A 24905-nucleotide genomic window follows, 5' to 3' on the forward strand; every position below is an offset into this window, starting at 1 on the left:
CCTGTGCTTGCCGCCGCATCGGCCGTGCCGGAGGACGGCTTGGCGCCGGCCCCCAGCGCCGTGCCGCCGCTCGCCAGCGCGGCCAGCGCCCCGGCCGAATTCCAGCCGGGTCCCGAATGGCCTGCCTCCACCCGCCTGGACTACAAGCTGCGCGGCAGCTATCGCGGCGCGGTGACCGGCCGGGCCCGCGTGGAGTGGCTGCGTGAGGGCCGGCGCTACCAGGTGCACCTGGAGGTGGCCGTGGGGCCAGGTTTTGCCCCCCTGATCGCCCGCACCATGAGCAGCGAGGGCGTGCTGACGCCCCAGGGCATTCAGCCTGAACGTTTCGACGAGGACACCCGCATCCTGCTGACCGCACGCCGGCGCCTGACCCTGCAGTTCCAGGACCGAGAGCTCGTCTTCCCCACCGGCCGCCGCGAATGGGCACCGCCGGGCGTGCAGGACGCTGCCAGCCAGTTCGTACAGCTGACCTGGCTCTTCCTGACCGGCCGAGAGACGCCCCGGCCCGGCCATGAGATCCGCCTGCCCCTGGCCCTGCCGCGCAAGCTCTATGCCTGGCGCTATGTGATCGAGGGCGAGGAGCAACTTGACACACCCATGGGCCCGCTGGCGGCCTGGCATCTGCGGCCCCTGGCCGAGAACACCGGCAGCGACCTGCGCGCCGAGGTCTGGCTGGCGCCTTCGCTTCAATACCTGCCGGTGCGGCTGATGATCCGCCAGGATGAGCAGACCTGGATCGACCTGATGCTGCAGTCGGCCCCGCTGCAGGCCGCGCCCTGAAGACCCGGCACCGGCGCCCCGTATAGTTGCGCAAATTCCAAGGAGTTACACCATGAGCCAGTACGAATGCATCCTGACCGAGGTGCGCGGCGACGGTCCCCGCAAGACCGGCCTGATCACGCTCAACCGCCCCAAGCAGCTGAACGCCCTGAACGACCAGCTGATGGACGAGCTGGGCCAGGCCCTGCTGGCCTTCGACGCCGATGAGGGCATCGGCTGCATCGTGCTGACCGGCTCCGAGCGCGCCTTCGCCGCTGGTGCGGACATTCCCACCATGGCCCCGCACAACTTCATGAGCGCCTTCAAGAGCGGGCTGATCTCCAAGAACTGGGAGACCATCCTGCAGGTGCGCAAGCCAGTGATCGGCGCCGTCGCCGGCTTCGCCCTGGGCGGCGGCTGCGAGCTGGCCATGATGTGCGACTTCATCATCGCTGCGGACACCGCCAAGTTCGGCCAGCCCGAGATCAAGCTGGGCATCATCCCCGGCGCCGGCGGCACGCAGCGCCTGCCCCGCGCCGTGGGCAAGAGCAAGGCCATGGACCTGCTGCTGACCGCCCGCATGATGGACGCGGCCGAAGCCGAGCGCGGCGGCCTGGTGTCCCGCGTGGTGCCGGCCGACAAGCTGCTGGACGAGGCCCTGGCCGCTGCCCAGACCATCAACGGCTTCAGCGCGCCTTCGACGATGCTGATCAAGGAACTGGTCAACCGCAGCTTCGAGGGCCCGCTACTGGATGGCGTGGCCGTGGAGCGCCGCTATTTCCACGCCCTGTTCGGCACGGAGGACCAGCGCGAAGGCATGGACGCCTTCCTGGCCAAGCGCGCCCCGGACTTCAAGCATCGCTGACTCTTTGCGAACAATTCATTGTGCGAATGATGGATTGTTTGTGAATCAGCAATAGATTCTTGCCGCGACCCTGGTGTTTCTACCAGGGGACGATCCCTACAGTCACGGACATGGACAGACGCCTTGCGGTCGCAGGGTGGTCTCAAGCCCACAACCCACTGCAAAGGATCGCCTCATGAACACCTTGTCCCGCACCGTCGCCCTGGCTCTTGTTGCTGCCCTGGGCCTGCCCGCGCTGGCCCAGAGCGCCTCGCCCAGCCGCGCCGAGGTGATCGCCGAACTGCAGCGTGCCCGCGCCAGCGGCGAACTGGCCCGCATGAACAGCGAGGACACCGCCCTGTTCGGCCAGCCCGTCGCCCCCAGCGCCAACAGCGCCAATAGTGCCCTGGCCAGGAAGGACGGCGCCAAGCCGGCCGCCAAGCCCGAGCAGGTACAGCCTGCCGCGCCGGCCGCATCTCGTGAGGCCGTGAAAGCCGAGCTGCAGCGCGCCCGCCAGGCCGGCGAGATGGACTTCGCCCAGGCCGAGCTGGGCCCGCGGCTGAGTGAAGGTGCCGGCAGCAAGCTGCGGACCGACCGGGTGCTGGCCGGCCAGACCGTGCAGACGGCCAAGTGACCCGCAAGACCGGACGCCTCCTCGCGCCGGCGCATCCCCCCAGCAAAGAGCGGCCTTCGGGCCGCTTTTTCGTGCCCGGGTCCGCCTCACTCCCCCCTTTGGGGGCAGGGCTCACCAGGATTTCAGAGGGGCAGGCCTTCGAGACAATCGCGGCCCCGGGACCTGAGGTGCCGGGAGTCAAACCTGAGTCAATGAGTTCAAGGGGCGAGGAGGCCCGCGTTTCATGTACAAGAAATTCTTTGCGTTGGTGATGGCCCTGGGCCTGGTTGCGTGTGCCTCGGTGCCGCAGCAGCAGACCGTGGAGTTGCCGGCCGACTACTTCAAGCAGTCCCCGGGGCGCATTGGCGTGGTGATGGCGGTCCCCGCGCCGGACACGACCTTCCCGGGGGCCGGCTGCCTGCTGTGCTACGCCACGGCGTCCGCCATGAACAGCTCGTTGACCACGGCCGTCAAGGCCTGGCCCGTTGACGATCTGCAGGCGCTGAAGGGCGAGATGGTGACCCTGCTCCGCGCTCGTGGCGTCCAGGCCGTGGCGCTGGATCAGCCCCTGCAGCTGAACACCCTGCCGGACCGTCAGGCCGAGCTGGGCTTTGCGCGCAAGAGCTTCGCGACCCTGGCCAAGTCGGCGTCGGTCGACCGCCTGCTGGTGATCAACGTGCAGGCCCTGGGCGCATGGCGCAACTACGCGTCCTATGTGCCCACCGGGGCGCCGCAGGCCGTGCTCAAGGGTGAGGCCTACCTGGTGGATGCCGGGACCGACCGCCTCGAGTGGTTCGACAAGTTCGACCTGGCCCTGGCCGCCGAAGGCGAATGGGACGAGGCGCCCAAGTTCCCCGGCCTGTCCAATGCCTACTTCCAGGTGCTGGAGCGCGGCAAGGACCGGATCAAGAAGAGCTTCCAATGAAGCGCCGCCTGGCAGGCCTGCTGGGGGCTGCGCTGCTGGGCCTCGTGCCCGGCGTGCAGGCGGAACCGGTGCACCTCCTGATGGGCAATCCGCAGGGGCCGGCCGTCTGGCGCGGGATCCCGGCCGCGGAATCGGGTGGGCAGGCCGGCGGGATGGCGTACCCGGCGCCCAATGCCCTGGGCTTCCTGGCGGCCATCCTGACCCATGCCGCCCTGGCGCAGGGGGCGCAGTCCGCCCAGCGCAACGAGCGCCAGCAGAAGGCCGACGAGGTGTTGGTTCCCTATGCGGCACAGCTGGCCTCGCAGTCCTCGCGCGAGCTGGCCCTGGCAGCTCTGGTTGGCATGCCGGAGCTGCAGGTGCGGGTGCTGGAGGAGGGCGGCGCGGTGCCCTCGCAAGCCCTGGTGCTGGCGGTCCAGCCGGTGTTCTCGCTGTCGGCTGACCAGCGCACCCTGGTGCTGGACAACCAGGTGATGCTCTACCGCGAAGGAGAGGCCGCCCGCCCGCAGTTCAGCAATGTGGTGCGCGTGGTCTCTGACCCTCGGCCGGAAGAGGACCCGGCCGCCTTCTGGGCGGAGCAGGGCCAGACCCACCTGCTCGACGAGGGCCAGCGGCTCTTCGCCCACAGTCTGGAGTCCGTGCTGCTGGCCGGCGCCACATCGGCTGACGAGGTGCCGGCCAAGACGCAGCGCTACCTCTTCGGCAAGGACGAGCGGGCCGAGCGCGGGCGCGTCATGGCGCAGGCCTGCGGTCGGGTGCTGGTCCGCACGCTGCGGGAGGGGCTGCTGTCCGTGCCGGTCCGCACAGACGGCGAGGCCTGCGCGCGGCGCTACCGCCTGTCCTGAGCGGACGCAGACACCGTCCAGAAACGAGAAGGCCCGTCATCTGACGGGCCTTCTTCATGGCGATGCGAGGACTCAGCCCTCGCGGCGCAGCGCCGGGAACAGGATCACGTCGCGGATGCTGGGCGAGTCGGTGATCAGCATCATCAGGCGGTCGATGCCGATGCCGCAGCCCCCGGTCGGAGGCATGCCGTATTCCAGGGCGCGGATGAAGTCGGCGTCGTAGAACATGGCCTCGTCGTCGCCGGCTTCCTTGTTGGCGACCTGGGCGTGGAAGCGCGCGGCCTGGTCCTCGGCATCGTTCAGCTCGGAGAAGCCGTTGGCGTACTCGCGGCCGGTGATGAAGAGCTCGAAGCGCTCGGTGATCTTGGGGTTGGTGTCCGAGGCGCGGGCCAGGGGCGAGACCTCGACGGGGTAGTCGATGATGAAGGTGGGCTGCCACAGCTTCTCTTCGACCACGGCTTCGAACATGCCGAACTGCAGCTCGGGCAGGGTCCAGTGCTTGGGGGCTTCCTCGCCCAGGTCCTTGAGCTTGGCGCGCAGGACGTCGGCGTTGTCGGCCTCGCTCTCGCTGAGGCCGGCGTGGGCCACCAGGGAGTCGCGCACCGAGAGGCGGGCGAAGGGCTGGTCCAGGTGCACTTCCTTGCCGGCGTAGGTGACGCGGGCGTTGCCGGTGGCGGCGCGCGCGGCGTGGCGCAGCACCTCCTCGGTGAAGTCCATCAGATCATGGTGCGTCCAGTAGGCCGCATAGAACTCCATCATCGTGAACTCGGGGTTGTGCCGGACCGAGATGCCTTCGTTGCGGAAGTTGCGGTTGATCTCGAACACGCGCTCGAAGCCGCCCACGATCAGGCGCTTGAGGTAGAGCTCCGGGGCGATGCGCAGGAACATCTCCTGGTCCAGCGCGTTGTGATGGGTCACGAAGGGCTTGGCATTGGCACCGCCGGGGATGGGGTGCAGCATGGGCGTCTCGACCTCCAGGAAGCCGTGCTCGACCATGTAGCCGCGGATGGAGGAGACGGCCTTGGAGCGGGCCACGAAACGGGCGCGGGCGTGCTCGTCGGTGATTAGATCGACGTAGCGCTGGCGGTACTTCTGCTCCTGGTCTGACATGCCGTGGAACTTGTCCGGCAGCGGGCGCAGGCTCTTGGTCAGCAGGCGCAGCACGCTCACGCGCACCGACAGCTCGCCGGTCTTGGTGCGGAACAGCGTGCCTTCGGCGCCGACGATGTCGCCCAGGTCCATGTGCTTGAAGCTCTCGTAGACCTCCTCGCCCACGCCGTCCTTGGTGATGAAGAGCTGGATGCGACCCGTCGCGTCCTGCAGCGTGCCGAAGGAGGCCTTGCCCATGATGCGCTTGAGCATCAGGCGGCCCGCCACGCTGACCTTCACGGCCTGCGGCTCCAGCTCCTCGTTGGCGATGTCGCCATAGCGCTGGGCCAGGGGCAGGGCGCGGTGCTGGGGCTTGAAATCGTTGGGGAAGGGGACGGCCGTCTTGGCGCGCAGGGCGGCCAGCTTCTCGCGGCGCTCGGTGATGAGCTGGTTTTCGTCCTGGGCGGGCGCGGCGTGGTGCGGCTGGGCGGGGGTGTGCTGGGTCATGCTCAACTCGTTGAATTTGCTGCGATTTTAGGCGCTTCCGGAAAGCCGGCCTCGTAGAATCGGACCCTTCGCCCTTGACGGTCGTCCATGAATCCCCAAAACCGCTCCCCTTTGCCTTCGCCAGATCGCAAGATCCGGTTCGCCCTGGTCGGCTGCGGCCGCATCTCGAAGAACCATGTTGACGCGCTGGCACGGCATGCGGACCGCGCCGAGATCGTGGCCGTCTGCGACACCCGGCCCGAGGCGCTGCAGGCCGCCGTCGAGCTGACGGGCGCACCGGGCTTCGCCTCGCTGGAGGCCCTGCTGGCGGGCTCGGATGCCGATGTGGTCGTGCTGGCCACGCCCTCGGGCCTGCATCCGCAGCAGGCCGTGCAAGTCGCCCGTGCGGGCCGCCATGTGCTCTCCGAGAAGCCCATGGCCACCAAGTTCGAGGAAGGCATGGCCATGGTGCGCGCCTGCCGCGATGCGGGCGTCAAGCTCTTCGTCGTCAAGCAGAACCGGCTCAATGCGACGGTGCAGCTCGTCAAGCGCGCCATCGAGCAGGGCCGCTTCGGCCGCATCTACCTGAGCACGGTCAACGTCTTCTGGACCCGCCCGCAGAGCTATTACGACGCCGCCAAGTGGCGCGGCCGCTGGGACCTCGACGGCGGCGCCTTCATGAACCAGGCCAGCCATTACGTGGACCTTCTGGACTGGCTCGTCGGCCCGGTGGACAACGTGCATGCCTACACCGCCACCCTGGCCCGCGACATCGAGGCCGAGGACACCGGCGTGATGAGCCTTCGTCTGCGCCACGGGGGCCTGGCCAGCATCAACGTCACCATGCTGACCTGGCCGCAGAACCTGGAGGGCTCGATCACCATCCTCGGCGAGAAGGGCACCGTGCGCATCGGTGGTACCGCGGTCAACAGGATTGAGCACTGGCAGTTCGCTGATAGCCATGAGGACGACGCACAGGTCGCCGCCAGCTCTTACGACACCGGCAGCGTCTACGGCTTTGGCCATCCGCTGTACTACGACAACGTCATCCGCACCCTGCGCGGCGAGGCCCATGCCGAGGTCGATGGCTACGAGGGCCTGCGCTCGCTGGAGATCCTTATCGCTGCGTATCGCAGCGCCCGCGACGGGCAGCGCGTCGGCCTGCCCCTGGTCTTCTGATGGCGCAGTCCCTACGCGCTTGGCGCGCCCCCTTCGTAGGGGCGAGCCCGAGGGCCCCCCAGAACCGGATCCCCGCGCTCAAACGGGGAATCGCCGCATTGTTTGGAGCGAGTGCTTGAACTACTGGAAACACGACAGCGCCATCATCGACGAAGGCGCGCAACTGGGCGAGGGCACCAAGGTCTGGCACTTCGCCCATGTGAGCCCGGGGGCCCGCATCGGCGCGCGCTGCGCGTTGGGGCAGGGCGTCTACGTGGGCAACGATGTGCTGATCGGCGACGGGGTCCGCGTCCAGAACAACGTCTCGGTCTATGACGCAGTGACGCTGGAGGACGAGGTCTTCTGCGGCCCCAGCATGGTCTTCACCAACGTCTACAACCCGCGCGCCGCAGTGGCCCGCAAGAACGAGTACCGCCGCACCCTGGTGCGCCGTGGTGCCACGCTGGGCGCCAACTGCACCATCGTCTGCGGCGTGACCATCGGGGCGCACGCCTTCGTCGGTGCCGGCGCCGTGGTGCAGAAGGACGTGCCCGACTATGCCCTCGTGGTGGGCGTGCCTGCCCGTCGCATCGGCTGGATGAGCCGCTTCGGCGAGCGCCTGGCCTTCGGCGCCGACGGCCGCGCCACCTGCCCCCAGACGGGCGATGTGTATGAGCTGCAGGACCAGCGCTGCGTGCTGGTCCAGGAAGGACGACTCCCGTGACTACTGCCAGCAACGCGCTGCCCTTCATCGACCTCAAGGCCCAGTATGCCGCCCTGAAGGACCGCATCGCCCAGCGCATGCAGGCCGTTCTGGACCACGGCCAGTACATCATGGGCCCGGAGGTCAAGGAGCTGGAGACGAAGCTCGCGGCCTACGCTGGCGTGAAGCACTGCATCACGGTCGCCAGCGGCACCGAGGCGCTGCTCATCGCGCTGATGGCCCTGGACCTGCAGCCGGGCGACGAGGTCATCATCACGCCCTTCACGTTCGCGGCCACGGCCGAGGTCATCGTGCTGCTGGGCGGCGTGCCGGTCTTCGTGGACATCGAGCCCGACAGCTGCAACATCGACGCGCGCCTGATCGAGGCCGCGATCACGCCACGCACCCGCGCCATCATGCCGGTGAGCCTGTACGGGCAGGTGGCGGACATGGACGAGATCAACGCCATCGCCGCCCGCCACGGCCACATTCCGGTGATCGAGGATGCTGCGCAGAGCTTTGGCGCCAGCTATCGGGGAAAGAAGTCCTGCGGCCTCTCGACCTGGGGTGCCACCAGCTTCTTCCCCAGCAAGCCCCTGGGCTGCTATGGCGATGGCGGTGCGCTCTTCACGGACGACGACGCGCTGGCCCAGGCGGCCCGCGAGATCCGCGTCCATGGCCAGAGCCAGCGCTACACCCACACTCGCCTGGGCGTTGGTGGCCGCATGGACACGCTGCAGTGCGCCATCGTGCTGGCCAAGCTGGAACGTTTCGACTGGGAGATCCAGCAGCGCCTGGCCATCGGCGAGCGCTACCAGGACCTGATGGCCGGGCTCCCGGTGCAGCGCCTGGCGGTGCGCGGCAACCGCGATTGCGTCTGGGCGCAGTTCACCCTGCAGCTCGGCGATCGCGAGGCCGTGATCGGCCGGCTGAACGCCGCGGGCATCCCGACGGCCATCCACTATCCCAAGCCCCTGCACCTGCAGCCGGCCTATGCGCAGCGCTGTCGTGTGCCCGCGCCCCTGCCGCATGCCGAGGCCGCTGCGGCCCGCGTGCTGAGCCTGCCCATGAGCGCCGACCTGCAGCCCGCCCAGCAGGACCAGGTGATCGCCGCCTTGCGCGCGGCCCTGGCCTGATTGCCGGCCATGCTGCTGGGCTACCGCCTCGATGCCTTGCGAGCCCGTGCGCGCGCCCGCTGGCTGAGCCTGCTGGGCCTGGCCGTGGGCGCCGGGGCGCAGGTGCATCCGGGCGTTCGCCTGCGCCATGGCGAGGGCTGTGCGATCGGCGAGCGCAGCATCCTCTACCGCGACGTGCAGGTCCTCGCCACGGCGGGTGGCCGCTTCAGCATCGGGCGTGACAGTCACCTGGCGCCGGGCGCCTATGTGCTGGTCGGCGCGCAGCGGCTGTTGATCGGTGATGACGTCGCCATCGGCCCGGGCCTGATGCTGTTCTGCGAATCCAATGCGGTGCAGGGCGAGGGCCTGTTCCGCCAGCAGTACCGGGCCGCGGACGTGCACATCGGCAGCAATGTCTTCATCGGTGCGCGCGTCACGGTGCTGCCGGGCGCGGTGATCGAGGACCGTGTCGCCGTGGCCGCCCATGCGGTGGTCAGCGGGCGCCTGGCCTCGGGCTGGCTCTACGGAGGAGCGCCTGCGCGCGCGCTGCGGCGCCTGGATGGTGCTGAAGGGCTGCCAGCATGAAGGGCCATGTCACTGGCGCGCTGCGCTGGTGGGACTTCCTCACTGCGACGCTGCAGGCCACGCTCGACAGCGAGGCTTCGCTGCTGAAGTTCCGCACCGCCTTTGCCACCAGCCTGGGCCTGGACGCAGCCCGCGTGACCCTCTTCGGCAGCGGGCGCAGCGCTCTGCATGCCCTGGTGGCGGGTCTGGCGTTGCCGCCTGACGCCGAGGTGCTGCTGCCGGGCTACACCTGTGTCGTTGTCCCCAATGTCTTCCTGCACCTCGGGCTGCCTGTCCGCTACGTGGACATCGCCCCGGGCAACTGGAACCCCGATGCCGAGGCGATCGCCCAGGCCATCACGCCGCGCACGGCACTGGTGGTGCTGCCGCACAACTTCGGCCTGTGCATGGCCGGCGTCGAGGCGCTGCGCGAGCGCTTCCCCGCGGTGGTTTTCGTGGAGGACGCCGCCCATGCCTGGGGCAGCCGTGATGCCCATGGCCGCATGGCCGGCACCCGAGCGCAGGCAGCCTTTTTCAGCTTCGAGTACTCCAAGCCGCTGACCACAGGCATCGGCGGTGCCCTGGTGCTGAACGACCTCGCCCTGCGCGCACGCCTGGCCCGGCGGCTGCCGGTCCTGCGAGTTCCACGGCGGGGTCAGGTCTTGCGGCAAGTCCTGACCCTGGCCTGGCACCGCCTGAGTCAGAACCTGCCGGGTGGCGCCTTGCGGGCGCTGGCGAGCCTGCTTCGCTGGCCTGCGCGTGTCATGGGTGCGGTGGCCCGCACGCCGGACACCGAACTCAGCGGCGACTCCGCGCCGGACTACAGCCTGGGCCTGAGCCCCTGGCCGGCTGCCCTGGGGCTGCAGCAGGCCCGCCGTGCCGAGGCTGTCTGGGCGCTGCGCCGCCGCCAGGTCGAGGTTTATGACACCCTGCTGGCCGGTGCGCCCGGCTGGATGCTGCCGCGGCATGGCAAGGGCGAGGTGCTGCTGCGCTACCCGGTCCGCATTGACGACGCCGCGCAGCGCGCGGCGGTGATGCGAGGCCTCCTGGCTCTGGACATCGTGCCCGGCGTCTGGTTCGACGACGTGGTCCACCCGGCTGGCAGCCTGCGCTACGGCTACGAGGCCGGCGCCTGCCCTCAGGGCGAGGCGGCGGCCCGCGCGGTGCTGAACCTGCCGCTGGGCCTGCATGCCGATCTCTCGCCGCGCCAGCAGCAAGGCCTGCGGGCGCTGGCACAGGGGCGGTCTGCATGAGCCTGCGCCAGCGATTCGCGCAACTGGCTTCTGCTGCGGCCATCAGCCAGGCCATCCCGCTGCTGATGGCACCCCTGCTGACGCGCCAGTTCGGCCCCGAGGCCCTGGGTCACTGGGCCCTCTTTGCCGCGCTAGCCGCCAACCTCGCGACGGTGGCCAATCTGCGCTACGAATACGCCGTGCTCCTGCCACGCCGCGCGGGCGAGGCGGCCCTGCTGCTGGAGCTGTGCCTGTGGGTGGCCGGCCTGATGGGCCTGCTCTCGATGGCGGCGAGTCTGGGCCTGATCATGGGTGCGCCCGCGCTGGGCGGGCGCTGGGCGGGGTTGTCCGCGCTCGACCCGGCCCTGCTGGCCCTGGGGCCCGTGGTGGCCCTGGCCGGCTGCCAGCAGGCGATGACGCTGTGGGCCAATCGCCAGGGGCGTTTCGGCCTCATTGGGCAGGCGCGTGTGCTGCAGCAGGGCGGCCAGGCCCTGGCCCAGGGCCTGGCCATGCTGACGGGCTGGACCACGGCCGCGGCCCTGGTCGCTGCGCAGCTGCTGAGCAGCGTGCTGGCGCCGTTGTGGCTGCAAGCCGGCGGCCTGCGCCTGCGGTGGCGGCGCTCGCGCACGCTGATCGCCGGCCAGCGCCATGTGCGGCGCCTGCGCCGCGTGGCCGTGCAGCAGCGCCAGTTCCCGCTGATCAACAGTCCGCATGCCTTCGTCAACGCGCTGCAGGAGACGGTGGTCCTGGCTTTCATCACGGCCTGGGCGGGCGCTGCGGCGGCCGGCTATTACGCGGTGATGGTGCGCCTGGTCAAGGCGCCAGCCAGCCTGATCGGTGGGGCGCTGTCCGAAGTGCTGCTGTCCACGCTGGCGGCGGACTGGCGCAGCGGGCAGAGCCTGCGCCCGCGCCTGAAACGCAGTCTCTGGGCCCTGGCCGGCCTGGCCCTGCCGGGCATGGCGCTGCTGATGATCACGGGCCCCGCGCTCTTTGCCTGGGCCCTGGGCGAGCAGTGGCGGGTGTCTGGCGAGCTGGCCCGCTGGTTCGCACCCTATGTGGCCGCACATTTCATCGCGGCACCCCTGACGGTGGCGCCCATGGTGACGGGCCGCCAGGCCGGCGCCCTGGTCTTCAGCCTGGTGGGCAATGCCTTGTACATCGCGGTGCTGGGCCTGGTGCTGGGGCAGGGCGGGGCGCTGCGCCAGGCACTGGGCGGGGTGTCCCTGCTGCTGCCCCTCTATTTCGCGGCGCTGCTGGCCTGGATATGGCGTGGCGGCGTTCCTCCATCGACTTCCCTGAAGCAAGGAGCCCGAGCGTGAAGCTGGTCCTGATCGGCGACGGCGAAAGCCCGCATCTGCTCAAGTGGGCGCGCGCCCTGGCCGCGGTGCCGGGGTTGCACCTGCACGCGGCCTCCTCGCGCGGCTTCACGCCGGCCTTCGAGGCCATCGTGCCGGCCGAGTGCCGCCTGGTGCTGGCCACCGACCCGCGCCACGGCGGCGGCAACGTTGCCGTGCTCAAGACGTTGCCCCGCCTTGGCCACTGGCTGGCACAGGTCGATGCCGACTGGCTGCTCCCGCACTACCTCACCTCGCATGGCACCCTGGCCTGGGCCGCGAAGACGGGCTGGCGCCTGCGCGCGAAGATCGCCGGATCAGCCTGGGGCAGCGACATCCTGGTAACGCCGCAGCAGGGCTGGGCCTACCGCTGGCTGACCTCGCGCGTGCTGCGGGCCTGCGCCCTGTGCACCTCGGACTCGCAACACATGAGCGCCCGCATGCAAGAGCTGGGCGCGGGCGAGGTCATGACCTTCCCCTTCGGCCTGGAGGCGCTGCCCAAGCAGAACGTGCGCAAGCAGCCCTGGCTCTTCTTCAGCAACCGTGGCCTGGAGCCCATCTACCGCCCGGATCGTGTGCTGGCCACCTTCGCTGCCATCGCCCGGCTCAAGCCCGAGGCCCGTCTCGTGATGGCCAATGACGGCAGCCTGCGCGGCGCGCTGGAGGCCCAGGCCAAGATCCTGGGCCTGGACGGCCGCGTGGAGTTTGTCGGCCGGCTCGACCCCAAGGCGCAAGGCGTGCACTACGCCCGCGCCCGCTGGTTCCTGAGCCTGCCGGCCAGCGACTCGGTCTCGGTCTCGGTGCTGGAGGCCATGGCCCACGAGTGCCTGCCCCTGCTGTCCGAGCTGCCGGCCAACCGCGAGCTGCTGGCGGACGGCCAGCGCGGCCTGGTGCTGGCCGAGGGCGCCGAGACCGAGGGTCGGGTCTTGCTGGACCGCCTGGAGACCCTGCTCGTCGAGGGCGAGTCCGCGGGCGCCGTCAACCGCGAGTGGGTCGCCCGCCATGCCCTGTTTCCGCCGGCAGTGCGCCGCTTCATCGACCGTCTGAAGGCGCTGGATGCGCCGGCACGCTGATCTCCTTCCATGCGCATTCTCCTGATCAACCACTACGCCGGCTCGCCCGAGCACGGCATGGAATACCGGCCCTTCTACCTGGCGCGCGAATGGGTGCGTGCCGGCCACCAGGTGCTGATCCTGGCCGCATCGCACTCGCATGTGCGCAGCACCCAGCCGCGGGTGGGGCCGCAGCGAATCGAGGGCGTCTCTTACTGCTGGTACCCGACGCCGCCCTACCAGGGCAACGGCCTGGGGCGCGTGCGCAATATCTGGTCCTTCTGCCGCCAGGTCTGGAAGGATGCCGACATCCTCGCCCGCGACTTCCAGCCCGATGCCGTGATCGCGTCCAGCACCTATCCCATGGACGTGTGGGTGGCCCGCCGCGTGGCCCGCGCGGCCACGGCCAAGCTGGTCTACGAGGTGCATGACCTCTGGCCGCTGTCGCCCATCGAGCTGTCCGGCATGTCGCCCCGCCACCCCTTCGCCCTGCTGTGCCAGAAGGCCGAGGACGAGGCCTACCGCGATGCCGACGTGGTCGTCTCCATGCTGCCCAAGGTGCAGCAGCACATGGCCTCGCACGGTCTGGACCTGAGGAAGCTGCACATCGTGCCCAACGGCATCACGCTGGACGAATGGGACGAATCGACCCAGGAGCCGGTGGACGCCTCCATCGCCGCCCACATCGCCACCGAGCGCGCCGCGGGCCGCCAGGTGCTGGGCTATGCCGGCTCCATGGGCCTGCCCAATGCGCTGGACGTGCTGCTCGATGCGGCGCGCCTGCTGCAGTCGGCGCCCGTGTCCCTGGTGCTGGTGGGGGACGGCCACGAACGCGAGCGACTGCAGGCCCGCGTCGCTGCCGAGGGCCTGCGCCATGTGCGCTTCTTCCCGCCCATTCCCAAGCGCCAGATTCCCTCGCTGCTGGGCCTCTTCGACATCGCCTACATCGGTTGGCAGCGCACGCCCATCTACCGCTTCGGCATCGCACCCAACAAGCTGATGGACTACCTGATGGCGCGCCGCGTGGTGCTGCATTCGGTGGAGGCGGGCAACGACCCAGTGGCGGAGGCCGGCGCCGGCCTGACTGTGCCGCCCGAGGACCCGGCCGCCGTGGCTGCGGGCGTGCAGCGCTTGCTGGCCCTGAGCCCCGACGAGCGCGCCGCCATGGGCGAGCGCGGCCGTGCCTTCGTGCTGGCACAACACACCTACCCGGTGCTGGCGCAGCGCTTCATCGAGGCCCTGCAGGCAGCGGGCGCGCCCTGAGCCGGCCTCGCCGACAATCAACCCCTCTCTCCGTTCCCCGTTGCGAAAGATTGCTGCCATGTCCGCTGAACAGGCTTCCGACCTGCCTTTCCTGCCTTTCCTGCCCTTCGCCCTGCCCGAGATCGGCGAGGAGGAGATCGCCGAAGTCGTGGACACGCTGCGCTCCGGCTGGGTGACCACGGGCCCCAAGGCGCGCAGGTTCGAGCAGGCCTTTACCGAGTTCCTTGGCGAGCCCGAGATTGAGTGCATCGCCGTCAACTCGGCCACCGCCGGCCTGCACCTGGCGCTGGAGGCCATCGGCGTGGGGCCCGGCGACGAGGTCATCACCACCACCCACACCTTCACCGCGACTGCCGAGGTGGTGCGCTACCTGGGCGCGGACGTTGTGCTGGTGGACATCGACCCCGCCACGCTCAACATCGACCCGGCCCTGATCGAGGCGGCCATCACGCCCCGCACCAAGGCCATCGTGCCCGTGCACTACGCCGGCCTGGCGGCGGACATGCTGGCCATCCTGGACATCGCCCGCAAGCACGGCCTGCGCGTGGTCGAGGACGCCGCGCATGCCCTGCCCACCACGCTGGAGAAGGAGTTGATCGGCACCATGGGCAGCGACGCCACGGTGTTCAGCTTCTACGCCAACAAGACCATGACCACGGGAGAGGGCGGCATGCTGGTCACCCGCAACCCGAAGACCGCGGCACGCGCCAAGGTCATGCGCCTGCACGGCATCAACCGAGATGCCTTTGACCGCTTCACCGCCAAGGTGCCCAGCTGGTACTACGAGATCGTGGCTCCCGGCTTCAAGTACAACCTGACCGACATCGCCGCAGCACTGGGCCTGCACCAGCTCAAGCGCCTGAAGGGCTTCCAGGCCCGGCGCGAGCAGATCGCCCAGGCCTACAACGAGGCCTTCGCGGACCTGCCGCTCATCCTGCCGCCTCAGCCCATCGAAGGGGACACGCACTCGTGGCACCTCTATGTGCTGCGCCTGGCCGACGAATGCGCGGTGGAGCGCGATGCCTTCATCGAGCAGATGTTCGCCCGCGGCATTGGCTGCAGCGTGCACTACATCCCCCTGCACCAGCAGCCCTACTGGCGCGATCGCTACCAGCTCACGCCCGAGCAGTTCCCGCATTCGCAGAAGGCCTACGAGCGCACCTTCAGCATCCCGCTGTACACGGCCATGACGGATGCCGACATGCAGCGCGTGATCGCTGCCGTGCGCGAGATCGCGCTGCGCTGAAGCGGCCAGGGCAGTCCATGGCCAAGCGCCTCTTCGACATCCTGGCCTCCTCGCTGGGGCTGTTGCTGCTGTCCCCGCTGCTGCTGGGCGTGGCGCTGTGGATCAAGTGGGATTCGCCCGGCCCGGTGATGTTCCGCCAGGAGCGGGTGGGGCGTTTCGGCCGGCCCTTCTTCATCCACAAGTTCCGCAGCATGCGGGTGGACGCGCCCGCGCTGGGGCCGCAGATCACCATCGGCGAGGACCCGCGCATCACCCGTTCCGGCCGCTTCATCCGGCGCAGCAAGTTGGACGAGCTGCCCCAGCTGTGGGACGTGCTGCGCGGCGCCATGAGCCTGGTGGGGCCGCGGCCCGAGGTGCCGCGCTATGTGGCGATGTATCCGGCCGATCTGCGCGAGATTGTGCTCTCGGTGCGGCCGGGCATCACGGATCCGGCCTCGCTGGCCTTTCGCGACGAGGCCACGCAACTGGCGGCCAGCGTCGATCCTGAGCGGACCTATGTGGAGGACATCCTGCCCCGCAAGCTGGCGCTCATGGCGGACTACGTGAAGTCGGCCAGCCTGGGGTCGGATCTGAGGTGGTTGTGGAGGACGGTGTCGGCTGTCTGGTGGCGCTCAAGCCGCCGCTGAGAGGCGCCGGCTGGGCGCCTGCTGCTGCCGGACGCGAAGTTCGCTCGACCTCGCGCCAGGCTGGCCCGCAGCCGGTTGCCGGGGCCCATCGTTGCCGGCCTACTTCTGTTTGATCAGCTTCTTGATCTCGTCGAGCACCGCGGGATCAGTCACCTCATTGCCCTTGACGCCACCCGGCAGCGTCACCGCCGGACCAGGGGCCGGCGCCGGCTTGCTGGCTGCTCCGTCAGCAGGACGCTTGTCGCCTGGCTTGGGCGGCTCCGTGGACAGGGAAGGCGTGGGTGCGACCTGCAGCGGCTTGCTTGTGATGATGCCGCTGTCGTCAGGCGGGCCTTCGGCCGGGCGGCTGGCTGGTGCGCGGGTCTGCGGCAAAGGCATGGCTTGCGACGGGACGTACTGCGGCGTTTCGAGCTGAGGCGTGCGCTCTGCGGGGGCCGCCGGAGGCATTGGCACGGGCCGTTCCTTGACGACACGGGACAGGGACAGCTCCTGGGCCCACTTGCCAAAGGTGGCGCGCACCGACTCGGCCAGCTGCTCGGCCTCGAAATCATCATTCACCACATACGGCGTGATCATGACCAGCAGTTCGGTGTCGTCGGAGGTCTTGCTCCACTTGCCGAAGAGGCCGCCGAGGATGGGGATGTCCTTGACGCCCGGAAGACCGCCCGAGCTTGAGTTGTCATTGCGCTGGATCAGGCCTCCCAGCAGCACCGAGGAGCCGTCGCGCAGTGAGAGCTTGGTCTCGATGTGGCGATTGGTGATGGTGGGCGTGGAGGTCACGCCGGTTTCGGTCGGAATCGCGGAGCTGACCTCCTGGGTGACCTCCAGGTCCAGGCGATTCCCGGAGTTGATCACGGGTCGGACCTGAAGAATCACGCCCGTCGATCGGTACTGGATCTGCTGCAGCACGCCCAGTTGGTTGCCATTGCTTCCCCCTGTCTGCCCCGTGCTCTGCACGCTGGTCACGACGGGGACTTCGCGGCCCACACGGATGGACGCAGTCTCGCCGTTGCGGGCCAGCACCCTCGGATAGGACACGATGCGGCTCTTGCCTTGAGTGGAGAGCGCACTGAGCTTGGCCAGCAGGGTGCTGGCACTGTTGACGTAGGACAGGTTCAGGCCTGCTCCCGTCAGACCGCCGGTCTTGAGCGGGCCCTTGACGCCCACGCCAGCCGTATTGCCGGACCAGTCGACACCGAGTTCGTCCTTGGCCTCGGAGGTCACTTCCGCGATGAGCACCTCGATCCACGCGGATTTGGCCGGGCGGTCCAGTTCGCGCAGCAGGTCAAGGATCTGCTGCTGCTCGTCCGAGCTCGTCCCCTTGACGATCAGGGTGTTGGTGGCGTTGTTGACTGTGACGCGACCAAAGGTCCGGCTGGCCGGAGTGGCGGCTGTGCCGCCGCCGGTAACCGGTTGCGGGGTAGCAACGGCACCCGTGGTTCCTGCGGACAGCACATCCCCCAGTGTCTGGGCCAGGGCCTGGGCGTCTGCGTACTTGACGGGGTAGGTGAACAAGCCGCCACGCAGGCTGGTGCCGGCGGGATTGGGCTTGTCGACCTCCATGGCCCAGCGCACGGTGTGGTCCAGCAGGGCCTGCGAAGTGGCGAAGGCGAACACGCTGCCCGTGCCCTGCATGGGGATGAGCAGCACCGTCGCCTGCGCCGTCGTCACGGTCTGGCTCGCCGAAATGCCCTGTGCGTTGAGCATCTCATTCAGGCGGTTGGCCAGGTCGACCGGACTGATGTTGGCGGGATTGAGCCGGGCAGAGACCTTGCCCCGCATGCGGGGCTGGTCGAAGCTGTCGATGAGGGTGATCGCCGCGCGGATCTCGGATGCACTGCCGCTGAGCAGGAAGGCATTGCGCGCGTTGTCCTCCTGGAGTTGCACGCGCTGGCCGAGGATCTGGCGCAGCCATTGCACCATTTCCGAGTTCTTGACGTACTCCAGTTCCACGTACTGATGGACCTGGCTCAGGCCGCCGGTGTTCTCGGGGACCTGCCGCCCCACCGTCAGGCGGGTGCTGTTGACGCCCGCAGAGTTCTGGGCCGTGATGCGGATGACGCCGTCCAGATCCTCGATGCCCAGGCCGTAGCTTCGCAGCAGGTTGGCGGACAGCTCATTGAGCCGCCGCTTGCTCAGGGGCTTGGAGGACTTGAAGGTGACCGGGTCGGTGCGTGCGCTCACGGCAGCGTCCATCGCATAGGGGCGCTTCAGCACATTGCCGTAGAGGATCTGCACGAACATGGGCAGCGGGGTCTGCTCGATCGCGATGCTGACTTCCTCGTCGGCCGCCCCCGTGTTGGCGGCATCGCTGCTGCTTGGGGTGACGCTCACGGACTGCCGCTGCGGCGTCAGGGACGGGGGCAGCGCCCCAACCGTCATGCGCGGCTGCTCCGTGGACGCCGGATTCGGTCCCGTGCCGGTACCGCCAGGAGTCGCGCTGGGGGCCTCCTTGGGGAAATGGATCCCGCCTGGGAGGCTGGGAAAACTGCAGGCGCTCAGCATCAAGGCACTGGCGAGGAGCGTCAGGGTTGGCTGAAAACGTTTCATGGAGTTCCGATGTAAGCAAGCACCATCTCACGCTTGCCGTGCTTCAAGGTCACGTCTTCTTCCGAGATGGCGGTAATGAGGTAATTGCCGGGGAGCTTGTCTCCGACCTTGAAGTATTCAGTCTCAGCCTTGCCTTCCCGCAGGATGAGGAGGTGCCATGTGCCCTGTGTCATGGTGGCGCCCAGGATGCGCCAGGGGGGCGGCGTCAGCGGTGGCTGGCGCTCCGGCAGCGGGTCCTTCAGTTGGAATGCCCACCTGGGCCAGGCCAGTTCGGGCGCGGCCTTGGTCTGCTCCTTGCCTGACGTCCGATCGCCGCCGTCCTGCAGCGGGGCCTGGGCCTTGGACTTGTCGTCACCGGCCACGGCCGCTGGGTCCAAGCCTTGGCCCGCGCGGTATCCCGCGTAGAGCGAAACCGCGGCCACCAGCCCGGCGGCCGCCAGGAACACCACGGGCCAGCTAACGGCAGTCAGCGTTGGACGGCTTGCGTTGCTGGACCTCATGGCTGACTCCCCGGCATGTCCGATGTCAGGACCAGTCGTTCAATGTCCAGCTCGACGCCATTGTTTCGGATCACCAGGCCGTTGACGCGCCACTGGGCGGTGCTGTCGGTATTGAACTGGCCGAGCAATGCATCCAGTTCCCCCCCCTTGAACGTCGTCATGACCACGGCACGGGCGCGGCCGACGCCCAGGGCGTCCAGCGAGGCCGGCGCGCTGTCAGCGCCGGTCTGCCCGCTCTTCATGGACTTCAAGGATTCGGACAGGTCGGCGAGCCGCACCTGGCAGGTCAGAGGGACCGCATCGCACTTCTGCCTCAGGTCGTAGATGAGGCGTGCCCGCGTCATGTGCTGGTTCTCATTGGTGCGCAGTGAAGCCAGGGTCCGTTCCCGGAGTTGGGTCAGGGATCGAGCCTCCTGCTGTCGTTGCGCAAGGGCTTCCGGCGTGGCTCGGGCAATGCGCTTCTGAGCCTGGGCCATGCGCGAGTTCAGGCCCTGGATCGTCGATTGCAGTTCGTCTGCCTTCCACCAGCAGAGAATGGCAAAGACCATGCCAATCAGCGCGACTGTCCGGGGCGTCATCTGGAATTTCGAGGGATCACTCATGGACGGCCTCAGCGGCAGGACCCATCAGGCGGCGGTAGCCCGGCAACTGCATGGACAGCGTTACCGAGGTCAGCTCATTGTTGTCGCGCAGCTGCACGTCGGTGACGCCATTGAGATGGTTGAAGGAATCGAGCAGGGCCGGAAGGTCGATGTCGCCCGCGGCCGTGACCATCTGTAGGCGCAGATGCTGGTCCCTCAGCTCGAACTCGCTGATCACCACGCCGTGCCGCTCCAGCAGGGGCTGGATGGCTTCCAGGAGCCGATCGACCTGGACACTGGACGCCAGCTGGCGGTATTGGTCCAGCCACTCCGCCTCTTTCCTGGCCTCGGAGCCGATATGGCTGAGCTGCAGGATGCGGTTGTCGGCCTGGTCGGCTTCTGCCTCGAGGCGCGCGACCTCGCCCTCCAGGCTCCAGTAGCGGCCTGAATTGAAGCCGAGGTAGCCAAGAGCGGACAGTGACAGTGCAGCCATGGCCCCGTTCGCGAGCACCACGGGCTTCACACGCCAGCTTCGGGCTTCCTTCTGCGGGCCGGCGCCCACCTGAGGCGTGAGGTTGCGTCCCCAGGGGCCGCGAGTGACGACATGTCCCTGGGGGGTGGCCAGCCAGGTGCTGCCGACCACCGCCTGGTCCTCGACCTGCCAGAGCTCCTCGCCGTTCATGCAGCTGCGCCGCTGCTCGCCCTGGGGCAGCGGCGGCTCGCCGTAGACAGCCTCCGCCACCAGGCGCCAGTCGCCGAGCTTGAGCTTCAAGGGCTCCAGCAACTGCTGCAGTTCCTGACTGTCCCACAGCCAGAGCATGAGGCGCCCCTTCCTGATCACGGCGGAACTGCCGGTAGAGGCAAAGGGGGCGAGGCGCCTGGCCTGGGCCGCGGCGAAGCGTCGTTGTTCACGCCAGGCGAGGCCCGCGCAGGGCAGGCTTTCAAAAACGCAGAGCTTTCGCGGAATTAGCAGCGTGGGCGCCCAGGCCTTGAGCCCTGTGGCCTGCAGTCGCACGCGCTGGGCGTCATCGAAGGCTAAATGGTAGACGGGGCGTAGCATCGGGGCTGGTTGAGTCGTCGTCCTTGCGGACAAAGGCAGGAGGCGGCAGGGAGTGCAGCGGTTTGGATTTGAGAGGTTCGCAGGTCTCGGCCAGGGATTCCTTCACCAACACAGGGCCGCCGGCCTGCGTGGTATTGAGTTCAAGCACGTACGAGGGGCACCATTCTACTGACTGGAGGTGGTGGCGCACTCGCGCCACCGGGCCGACGAAGCTCGTGCCTTCCCAGGCAAAGACGTTGGACCGATCGCTGCTTTTCCTCTCCTGCGAGAGCGGATCGGCAAGGCCATCCCGGCGGCTCTGCACATAGGCGCGCGCCGTGGCCAGGTCCATGCCATCCGCCACCAGCAGCTCCGCTGGCGCGGTGTTGCGATTGAAGACACCTTCGCCGTGAACGGTGACCAGGTCGCCGCATCGGGCCTTTTCCCAGCTGGTCTTGATCGATCCGAAGCCCATGACGCGCCAGAGCTCGTCACCGCTCATCAGCGGATTGTTCCTTGGCGGAGGCGCCTTGGCGTCCCGGTACTCCTGGGCTTCGGCGCCATTCAGGCGCTTGTTGTGATCCACGTCCTGGTAGTCCTCCAGGGCGTCGATCAGGCTCGCCACCTGGTCTTCCTTGGCTCCGCAGGCCATCAGCACCTGGGTCAGGCGCTGGTGCTCGGGCTTGGTCAGGTTGATGAGGCCGCTGAGGTCCTGGACTTCCACTGCGTGACCCTCATTGACACTCAGGGGGCGGTTGTCGGCGAACACGACGCCGCCGGGGCTGAAGTAACTGTGCGTTGTCGGGGTACCCGTGGTCATGAGCAGGGCGATCCGCGCCCGGGTATCGATCACCGCTCTTTCGGTGGTGACCCGCTGCCTCAGCTGCTGGATGCTCTTGGCGCTGTCGTGCGTCAGGCTGGCGACGGTGGCCGCAACCACGGCGAGGCCGGCCAGCACCCACAGCACCACCGCCAGTGCGAACCCACGCGGCTTCATTGGTTCTCCCAGAACATGCGTTCACGAGGCCGGGTGCTGCTTTGCGGCCCCAGGTAGCGGTACATGGCGATGAGACGCTTGGACTCGGACTCCCGGATGACAACGCCTCTGGGCAGCGCCTGCTCCTGCGAGGTCTTGCCCTTGTCGAGAAGGGGCGGCCAGGATTCCAGCCATTGCCCCGTGGCATCGAGATAGGCGAATTCCACATTCAGGGGCAGCCGGGCAACGGTCTCGGTCTTGGCTCCCATGTCGCCAGGCTGGGCCTCTGCGGCCGTGTAGCGCAGCAGAAGGGACTTGGACATGGTCCCTGTGACAGAGTCCGGCTTGATCTCCAAGGTGAACTTTCTAGGGCCGAAGACCTGCCGCTCCAGCGGCTGCAGGCTGTAGGCGCTGATCGATTTGCCGTCGCCCACGAAAGGCTTCTCGCCCCCTTCCGGCGGGGCGGCGACGTTGCTCAGCAGGTCGCGGACGGACCATCCCTGGCCCCAACGCGAATGCAGCTGTGCGCTGGCCGATTCGGCCACCTGCGCCACCTTGGCGGCCTGGAACAGGGCCTGGGACACGAGGACCATCACCAGGCTCAGGATCACCATGGAGACCAGCAGCTCCACCAGTGTCAGGCCGGCCTGACGGCGATCAGCGGAGGTCGAAGGGCAGCTCACGGCGAGTGTCTTGCGTCTGCTTCCAGCCGATCAGGTGGATCGTCTGGTCGGATTGAGAGTTCGGGGCGTAGCTTGTCACCTTCACGCTATACAGCTGAACGACATAGGCGCCCACACCACCCGAAGGCGCCTTGGTGGGCAGGGCATCGCCGACGGGCGTGCTGGACCATCGCACCCGCTGCTCGCCGATCCTGACCTCGCCGTTCGGCTGGGACATGGGGTTCAGACCCTTGATGTACTCCAGGGCATCGAGCTCCGCGAACAGCCGCTGCTGCTCCACTTGCAGCTTGGCCAACCGATCGGAGGTTTGACCAAGCCAGGAGAACAGCACAACGGCGCTTGAGCTGAAGATGACCATGGCAGCCAGCACCTCGATCATGCTGAAACCACCCTGTCGATGAGATTCCATGAGCAGGTGCTTGCGCTTCATGGCTCGGCCACGCTGAGGTCTTTCTGCCAGCTGAATTTGCAAATGGGGCCTTCGATGACGAGCAGTTCGTGACTTCCCTGGGACGTGGTGAAGGCCAGCAGGCCGGGGCGGCACAGGCCGTTGGGCAGGAAGCTGGCCGGCACCATGCGCCGCAGGGTCCAGCCCTGCGGAAGCTTGACCTGCACCAGGCCTGCCACCGGCTTCTCCTGGAAGCTCTCAGGCTTGAGGGCCAGCTCGATCTGCGAAGCGCCGGCCCGGAAGGCCTGGGCGCGCAGCGATTCGATCACCAGTGCGGCCTCGCTGCGTGCCTGCAGGGCGCGCTGCCACCGGTGAAGAGAGGGGAGTGCGACCGTGCTGAGCAGGCCTAGCAGCACCATCACCACCAGCATCTCCACCAGGGTGAAACCCCTCGAACCGCGCCCGAACGGGGTCGGAGGGCTCATCGTGGATTCATCAATCGGAGTTCAGGTCAGCGTTCAGTCCCTCGCCGCCCTGCTTGCCGTCGGCGCCCCAGGACTTGAGCGTGAACGGCTGGCCGTTCTCTCCCGGCACGACATAGACGTACGGGTTGTTCCAGGGATCCAGTGGCAGCCTGCCCTCGATGTAGGGCCCCTTCCACTGGTTGCGCAGCGGCTGCTGCGTCGGAGCTTCCTCGAGCAGCTTGAGGCCCTGCTCGGCTGTAGGCAGGACACCCAAGTCCAATTGCATGATGCCGATGGCGCTCTTCAGCATCTTGAGCTGCGTCTTGGCGGTCTGCACCTTGGACGAATCGGCCTTGCCCAGCACCTTGGGGCCGACCAGGCCGGCCAGCAGACCGATGATCACCATGACGATCAGGATTTCCAGGAGCGTGAAGCCCTGCGCCTTGAGCTTGGCGTTGACGGTGGAGCGGGGACGACGAATGAACATGGGGCGGGGCGGAGACGTTGCGGTCAAAGGACGTTGGTCAGACTGGTGATGGCCAGCATCACGGAAACCATGATACCGCCCAGCACCACCGAGATCGCCAGGATGGTGATGGGCTCCAGCAGCACGAGAAAGCGCTTGAGGCGCAGCTGCGCCTGATTGCTGTGGACGCGAGCCAGTGACGCGACTGTCTGGGGCAGGGCTCCCGAACGCTCGCCAACGCGGATCAGGTTAAGGCCGGCGGCGTCCAGTATCGTGTGCCGGCCCAGGGAGTCACTGAGCGAGCGCCCCCCCCGCACATCGGCCAGCACCAACGCCCCCTGTGTGCGCAGGCTGCGCCGGCGCAGGGTCTCGTTGGCCTGCTGAAGCGCCTGCAGCAGGGGCACCTTGCTCTGCAGCAGTACTGCGAACAGCGAAGACCAGCGGGACAGTTCTGCATGCAGTGTCCAGGGGCCGAGGACCGGCAGGCGCGCAGCGAGTTCCCAGGCTGCGTCCTTGACTTCCTTGCGCTGCCAGGCGGCAATGCCCAGCATCAACAGGATGGAGATCACCAGACCCACGCCGACCTGATGCTGGGCCAGCCACAGGCCCGCGGTCAGGATGAGCTGGCTGACCCAGGGCAGCTCGGCCTTGGGGTTGCTCAGGACCGAGGCGAAGCGCGGCACGACGAACACGAACATCACCAGCGTGGCCACGATGCCGCTGAAGACCAGCACCATCGGGTAAATCATGGCGTTGCGTGCTTCCTGCCGGACCTTTGCGTCGGACTCCAGGTGCTGGGCGGCCGCCCGCATCGCGGCGGCCAGCTTGCCGGTCGTCTCGCCTGAGCGCACCAGCTGCAGCACATAGTCAGGCAGCTCCAGTGCGCTTTCGCGCAGCGCGGCAGAGAAACCTTTGCCGCCGCGGATGTCACTGAGAATGCCGTGCAGGGGATGGTCTGCGGGCAGGCCCAGCCCCAGTGTGTCCACGGCTTCGGCCAGTGGCACGCTGGCTTCCAGCAGCGTGGAGAGCTCGTCGATCAGTGCCACCACATTGACGGGGCCGCCGGCCTTGCGGGTCCGCACCCGGGCGGCTTCCAGTGCGACCACCAGCAGCTGCTGGTCCCCGAGCTGGCGCTCCGCTTCCGATCGATTGGCCGCGAGGACGCTGCCCGCGTGACGTTGCCCTTGCTGGTCCAGGGCGACGTAGTTGAAATGTTCCATGGCGCCGCGATTGTGCCGCAGGCCGGAGGTGTCGCGAATTTGCGGCACCCTTTGGGGTGATGGTCATTCTTTGCGCTGCATTAATAGATGCGCAGTCATGCATCGTGTTGAGGGGTTGGCAAAACGTGAGGTCCCCTGGATCACGGCGTGAGCCAGTGTGCCTGGGCTGGCGCGTTGTCCACCCGCA

General features: G+C 68.2%; 26 protein-coding genes. 15 read left to right on the forward strand and 11 right to left on the reverse strand.

Features of this window, described 5'->3' with window-relative positions; genetic code table 11:
- The 5 genes from H5407_RS03065 to H5407_RS03085 form a co-directional block, all read left to right on the forward strand.
- Positions 1-780: DUF3108 domain-containing protein (locus H5407_RS03065; protein ID WP_183102960.1), on the forward strand; the 780-nt coding region annotated here is incomplete at its 5' end.
- A gap of 52 nt (positions 781-832) precedes the next feature.
- Positions 833-1624 carry an enoyl-CoA hydratase gene (locus H5407_RS03070; RefSeq protein ID WP_183102961.1) on the forward strand — a complete coding sequence of 264 codons (792 nt, stop codon included), beginning with the start codon at positions 833-835 and terminating at the stop codon, positions 1622-1624.
- Between the two features lie 175 nt (positions 1625-1799).
- Positions 1800-2237 (forward strand): DUF4148 domain-containing protein, encoded by a 438-nt coding sequence (locus H5407_RS03075; protein ID WP_183102962.1) that lies wholly within the window; start codon positions 1800-1802, stop codon positions 2235-2237.
- A 223-nt stretch (positions 2238-2460) separates the two neighbouring features.
- Positions 2461-3141, forward strand: a complete 681-nt coding sequence (locus H5407_RS03080; RefSeq protein WP_183102963.1) for a hypothetical protein — start codon at positions 2461-2463, stop codon at positions 3139-3141.
- On the forward strand, positions 3138-3983 hold the full coding sequence (locus H5407_RS03085; RefSeq protein WP_183102964.1) for a hypothetical protein: 846 nt from the start codon (positions 3138-3140) through the stop codon (positions 3981-3983). The genes H5407_RS03080 and H5407_RS03085 overlap by 4 nt, the downstream gene beginning before the upstream one ends.
- Before the next feature lie 72 nt (positions 3984-4055).
- Here H5407_RS03085 and lysS read toward each other — a convergent pair whose 3' ends face one another.
- Positions 4056-5579, reverse strand: coding sequence for a lysine--tRNA ligase (gene lysS / locus H5407_RS03090; protein ID WP_183102965.1), 1524 nt, complete (start codon positions 5577-5579; stop codon positions 4056-4058).
- Between the two features lie 87 nt (positions 5580-5666).
- On the opposite strand from lysS, the gene H5407_RS03095 reads away from it, so the two are divergent.
- The 10 genes from H5407_RS03095 (at position 5667) to H5407_RS03140 (ending at position 15851) form a co-directional block, all read left to right on the forward strand.
- Positions 5667-6737, forward strand: coding sequence for a Gfo/Idh/MocA family protein (locus tag H5407_RS03095; RefSeq protein WP_183102966.1), 1071 nt, complete (start codon positions 5667-5669; stop codon positions 6735-6737).
- A gap of 115 nt (positions 6738-6852) precedes the next feature.
- On the forward strand, positions 6853-7440 hold the full coding sequence (locus H5407_RS03100; RefSeq protein ID WP_183102967.1) for an acyltransferase: 588 nt from the start codon (positions 6853-6855) through the stop codon (positions 7438-7440).
- Positions 7441-7457: 17 nt separating this feature from the next.
- On the forward strand, positions 7458-8555 hold the full coding sequence (locus tag H5407_RS03105; RefSeq protein ID WP_183103197.1) for a DegT/DnrJ/EryC1/StrS aminotransferase family protein: 1098 nt from the start codon (positions 7458-7460) through the stop codon (positions 8553-8555).
- 9 nt (positions 8556-8564) lie between these two features.
- Positions 8565-9119 carry a DapH/DapD/GlmU-related protein gene (locus tag H5407_RS03110; RefSeq protein ID WP_183102968.1) on the forward strand — a complete coding sequence of 185 codons (555 nt, stop codon included), beginning with the start codon at positions 8565-8567 and terminating at the stop codon, positions 9117-9119.
- Positions 9116-10351 carry an aminotransferase class I/II-fold pyridoxal phosphate-dependent enzyme gene (locus H5407_RS03115; RefSeq protein WP_183102969.1) on the forward strand — a complete coding sequence of 412 codons (1236 nt, stop codon included), beginning with the start codon at positions 9116-9118 and terminating at the stop codon, positions 10349-10351. The genes H5407_RS03110 and H5407_RS03115 overlap by 4 nt, the downstream gene beginning before the upstream one ends.
- Positions 10348-11649: a lipopolysaccharide biosynthesis protein gene (locus tag H5407_RS03120; protein WP_183102970.1), complete on the forward strand. Its 1302-nt coding sequence runs from the start codon at positions 10348-10350 to the stop codon at positions 11647-11649. Before H5407_RS03115 ends, H5407_RS03120 begins: the two co-directional genes overlap by 4 nt.
- Entirely contained in the window at positions 11646-12737 is a 1092-nt protein-coding gene (locus H5407_RS03125) for a glycosyltransferase (protein ID WP_310737606.1), read from the forward strand. Before H5407_RS03120 ends, H5407_RS03125 begins: the two co-directional genes overlap by 4 nt.
- Before the next feature lie 9 nt (positions 12738-12746).
- Entirely contained in the window at positions 12747-13979 is a 1233-nt protein-coding gene (locus tag H5407_RS03130) for a glycosyltransferase family 4 protein (RefSeq protein WP_183102972.1), read from the forward strand.
- Between the two features lie 58 nt (positions 13980-14037).
- On the forward strand, positions 14038-15225 hold the full coding sequence (locus H5407_RS03135; RefSeq protein ID WP_183102973.1) for a DegT/DnrJ/EryC1/StrS aminotransferase family protein: 1188 nt from the start codon (positions 14038-14040) through the stop codon (positions 15223-15225).
- Positions 15226-15242: 17 nt separating this feature from the next.
- Positions 15243-15851, forward strand: coding sequence for a sugar transferase (locus tag H5407_RS03140; RefSeq protein ID WP_183102974.1), 609 nt, complete (start codon positions 15243-15245; stop codon positions 15849-15851).
- 99 nt (positions 15852-15950) lie between these two features.
- On the opposite strand, the gene H5407_RS03145 is transcribed toward H5407_RS03140, so the two are convergent.
- The 10 genes from H5407_RS03145 to H5407_RS03190 all read right to left on the reverse strand — a co-directional run bounded on the left by H5407_RS03145 (position 15951) and on the right by H5407_RS03190 (position 24718).
- Positions 15951-18185, reverse strand: a complete 2235-nt coding sequence (locus H5407_RS03145) for a secretin N-terminal domain-containing protein (RefSeq protein ID WP_183102975.1) — start codon at positions 18183-18185, stop codon at positions 15951-15953.
- 212 nt (positions 18186-18397) lie between these two features.
- A complete protein-coding gene (locus tag H5407_RS03150) occupies positions 18398-18901 on the reverse strand; it encodes a hypothetical protein (protein ID WP_183102976.1) in 504 nt (167 codons plus the stop codon).
- Positions 18898-19503: a hypothetical protein gene (locus tag H5407_RS03155; protein ID WP_183102977.1), complete on the reverse strand. Its 606-nt coding sequence runs from the start codon at positions 19501-19503 to the stop codon at positions 18898-18900. Before H5407_RS03155 ends, H5407_RS03150 begins: the two co-directional genes overlap by 4 nt.
- Complete coding sequence (locus H5407_RS03160; protein WP_183102978.1) at positions 19496-20302, reverse strand: hypothetical protein; 807 nt, start codon at positions 20300-20302, stop codon at positions 19496-19498. Before H5407_RS03160 ends, H5407_RS03155 begins: the two co-directional genes overlap by 8 nt.
- Positions 20303-20507: 205 nt before the next feature.
- Complete coding sequence (locus H5407_RS03165) at positions 20508-21518, reverse strand: general secretion pathway protein GspK (RefSeq protein WP_183102979.1); 1011 nt, start codon at positions 21516-21518, stop codon at positions 20508-20510.
- Entirely contained in the window at positions 21515-22180 is a 666-nt protein-coding gene (locus H5407_RS03170; RefSeq protein ID WP_183102980.1) for a prepilin-type N-terminal cleavage/methylation domain-containing protein, read from the reverse strand. The genes H5407_RS03165 and H5407_RS03170 overlap by 4 nt, the downstream gene beginning before the upstream one ends.
- Complete coding sequence (locus H5407_RS03175) at positions 22155-22610, reverse strand: type II secretion system protein (protein ID WP_183102981.1); 456 nt, start codon at positions 22608-22610, stop codon at positions 22155-22157. The genes H5407_RS03170 and H5407_RS03175 overlap by 26 nt, the downstream gene beginning before the upstream one ends.
- Positions 22607-23053, reverse strand: coding sequence for a prepilin-type N-terminal cleavage/methylation domain-containing protein (locus H5407_RS03180; RefSeq protein ID WP_183102982.1), 447 nt, complete (start codon positions 23051-23053; stop codon positions 22607-22609). Before H5407_RS03180 ends, H5407_RS03175 begins: the two co-directional genes overlap by 4 nt.
- Before the next feature lie 10 nt (positions 23054-23063).
- Positions 23064-23519 carry a type II secretion system major pseudopilin GspG gene (gspG, locus tag H5407_RS03185; RefSeq protein WP_183102983.1) on the reverse strand — a complete coding sequence of 152 codons (456 nt, stop codon included), beginning with the start codon at positions 23517-23519 and terminating at the stop codon, positions 23064-23066.
- A 23-nt stretch (positions 23520-23542) separates the two neighbouring features.
- On the reverse strand, positions 23543-24718 hold the full coding sequence (locus tag H5407_RS03190) for a type II secretion system F family protein (RefSeq protein ID WP_183102984.1): 1176 nt from the start codon (positions 24716-24718) through the stop codon (positions 23543-23545).
- Positions 24719-24905: the final 187 nt, after the last annotated feature.

Source organism: Mitsuaria sp. WAJ17, from assembly GCF_014174515.1.
GTDB lineage: Bacteria > Pseudomonadota > Gammaproteobacteria > Burkholderiales > Burkholderiaceae_C > Roseateles_B.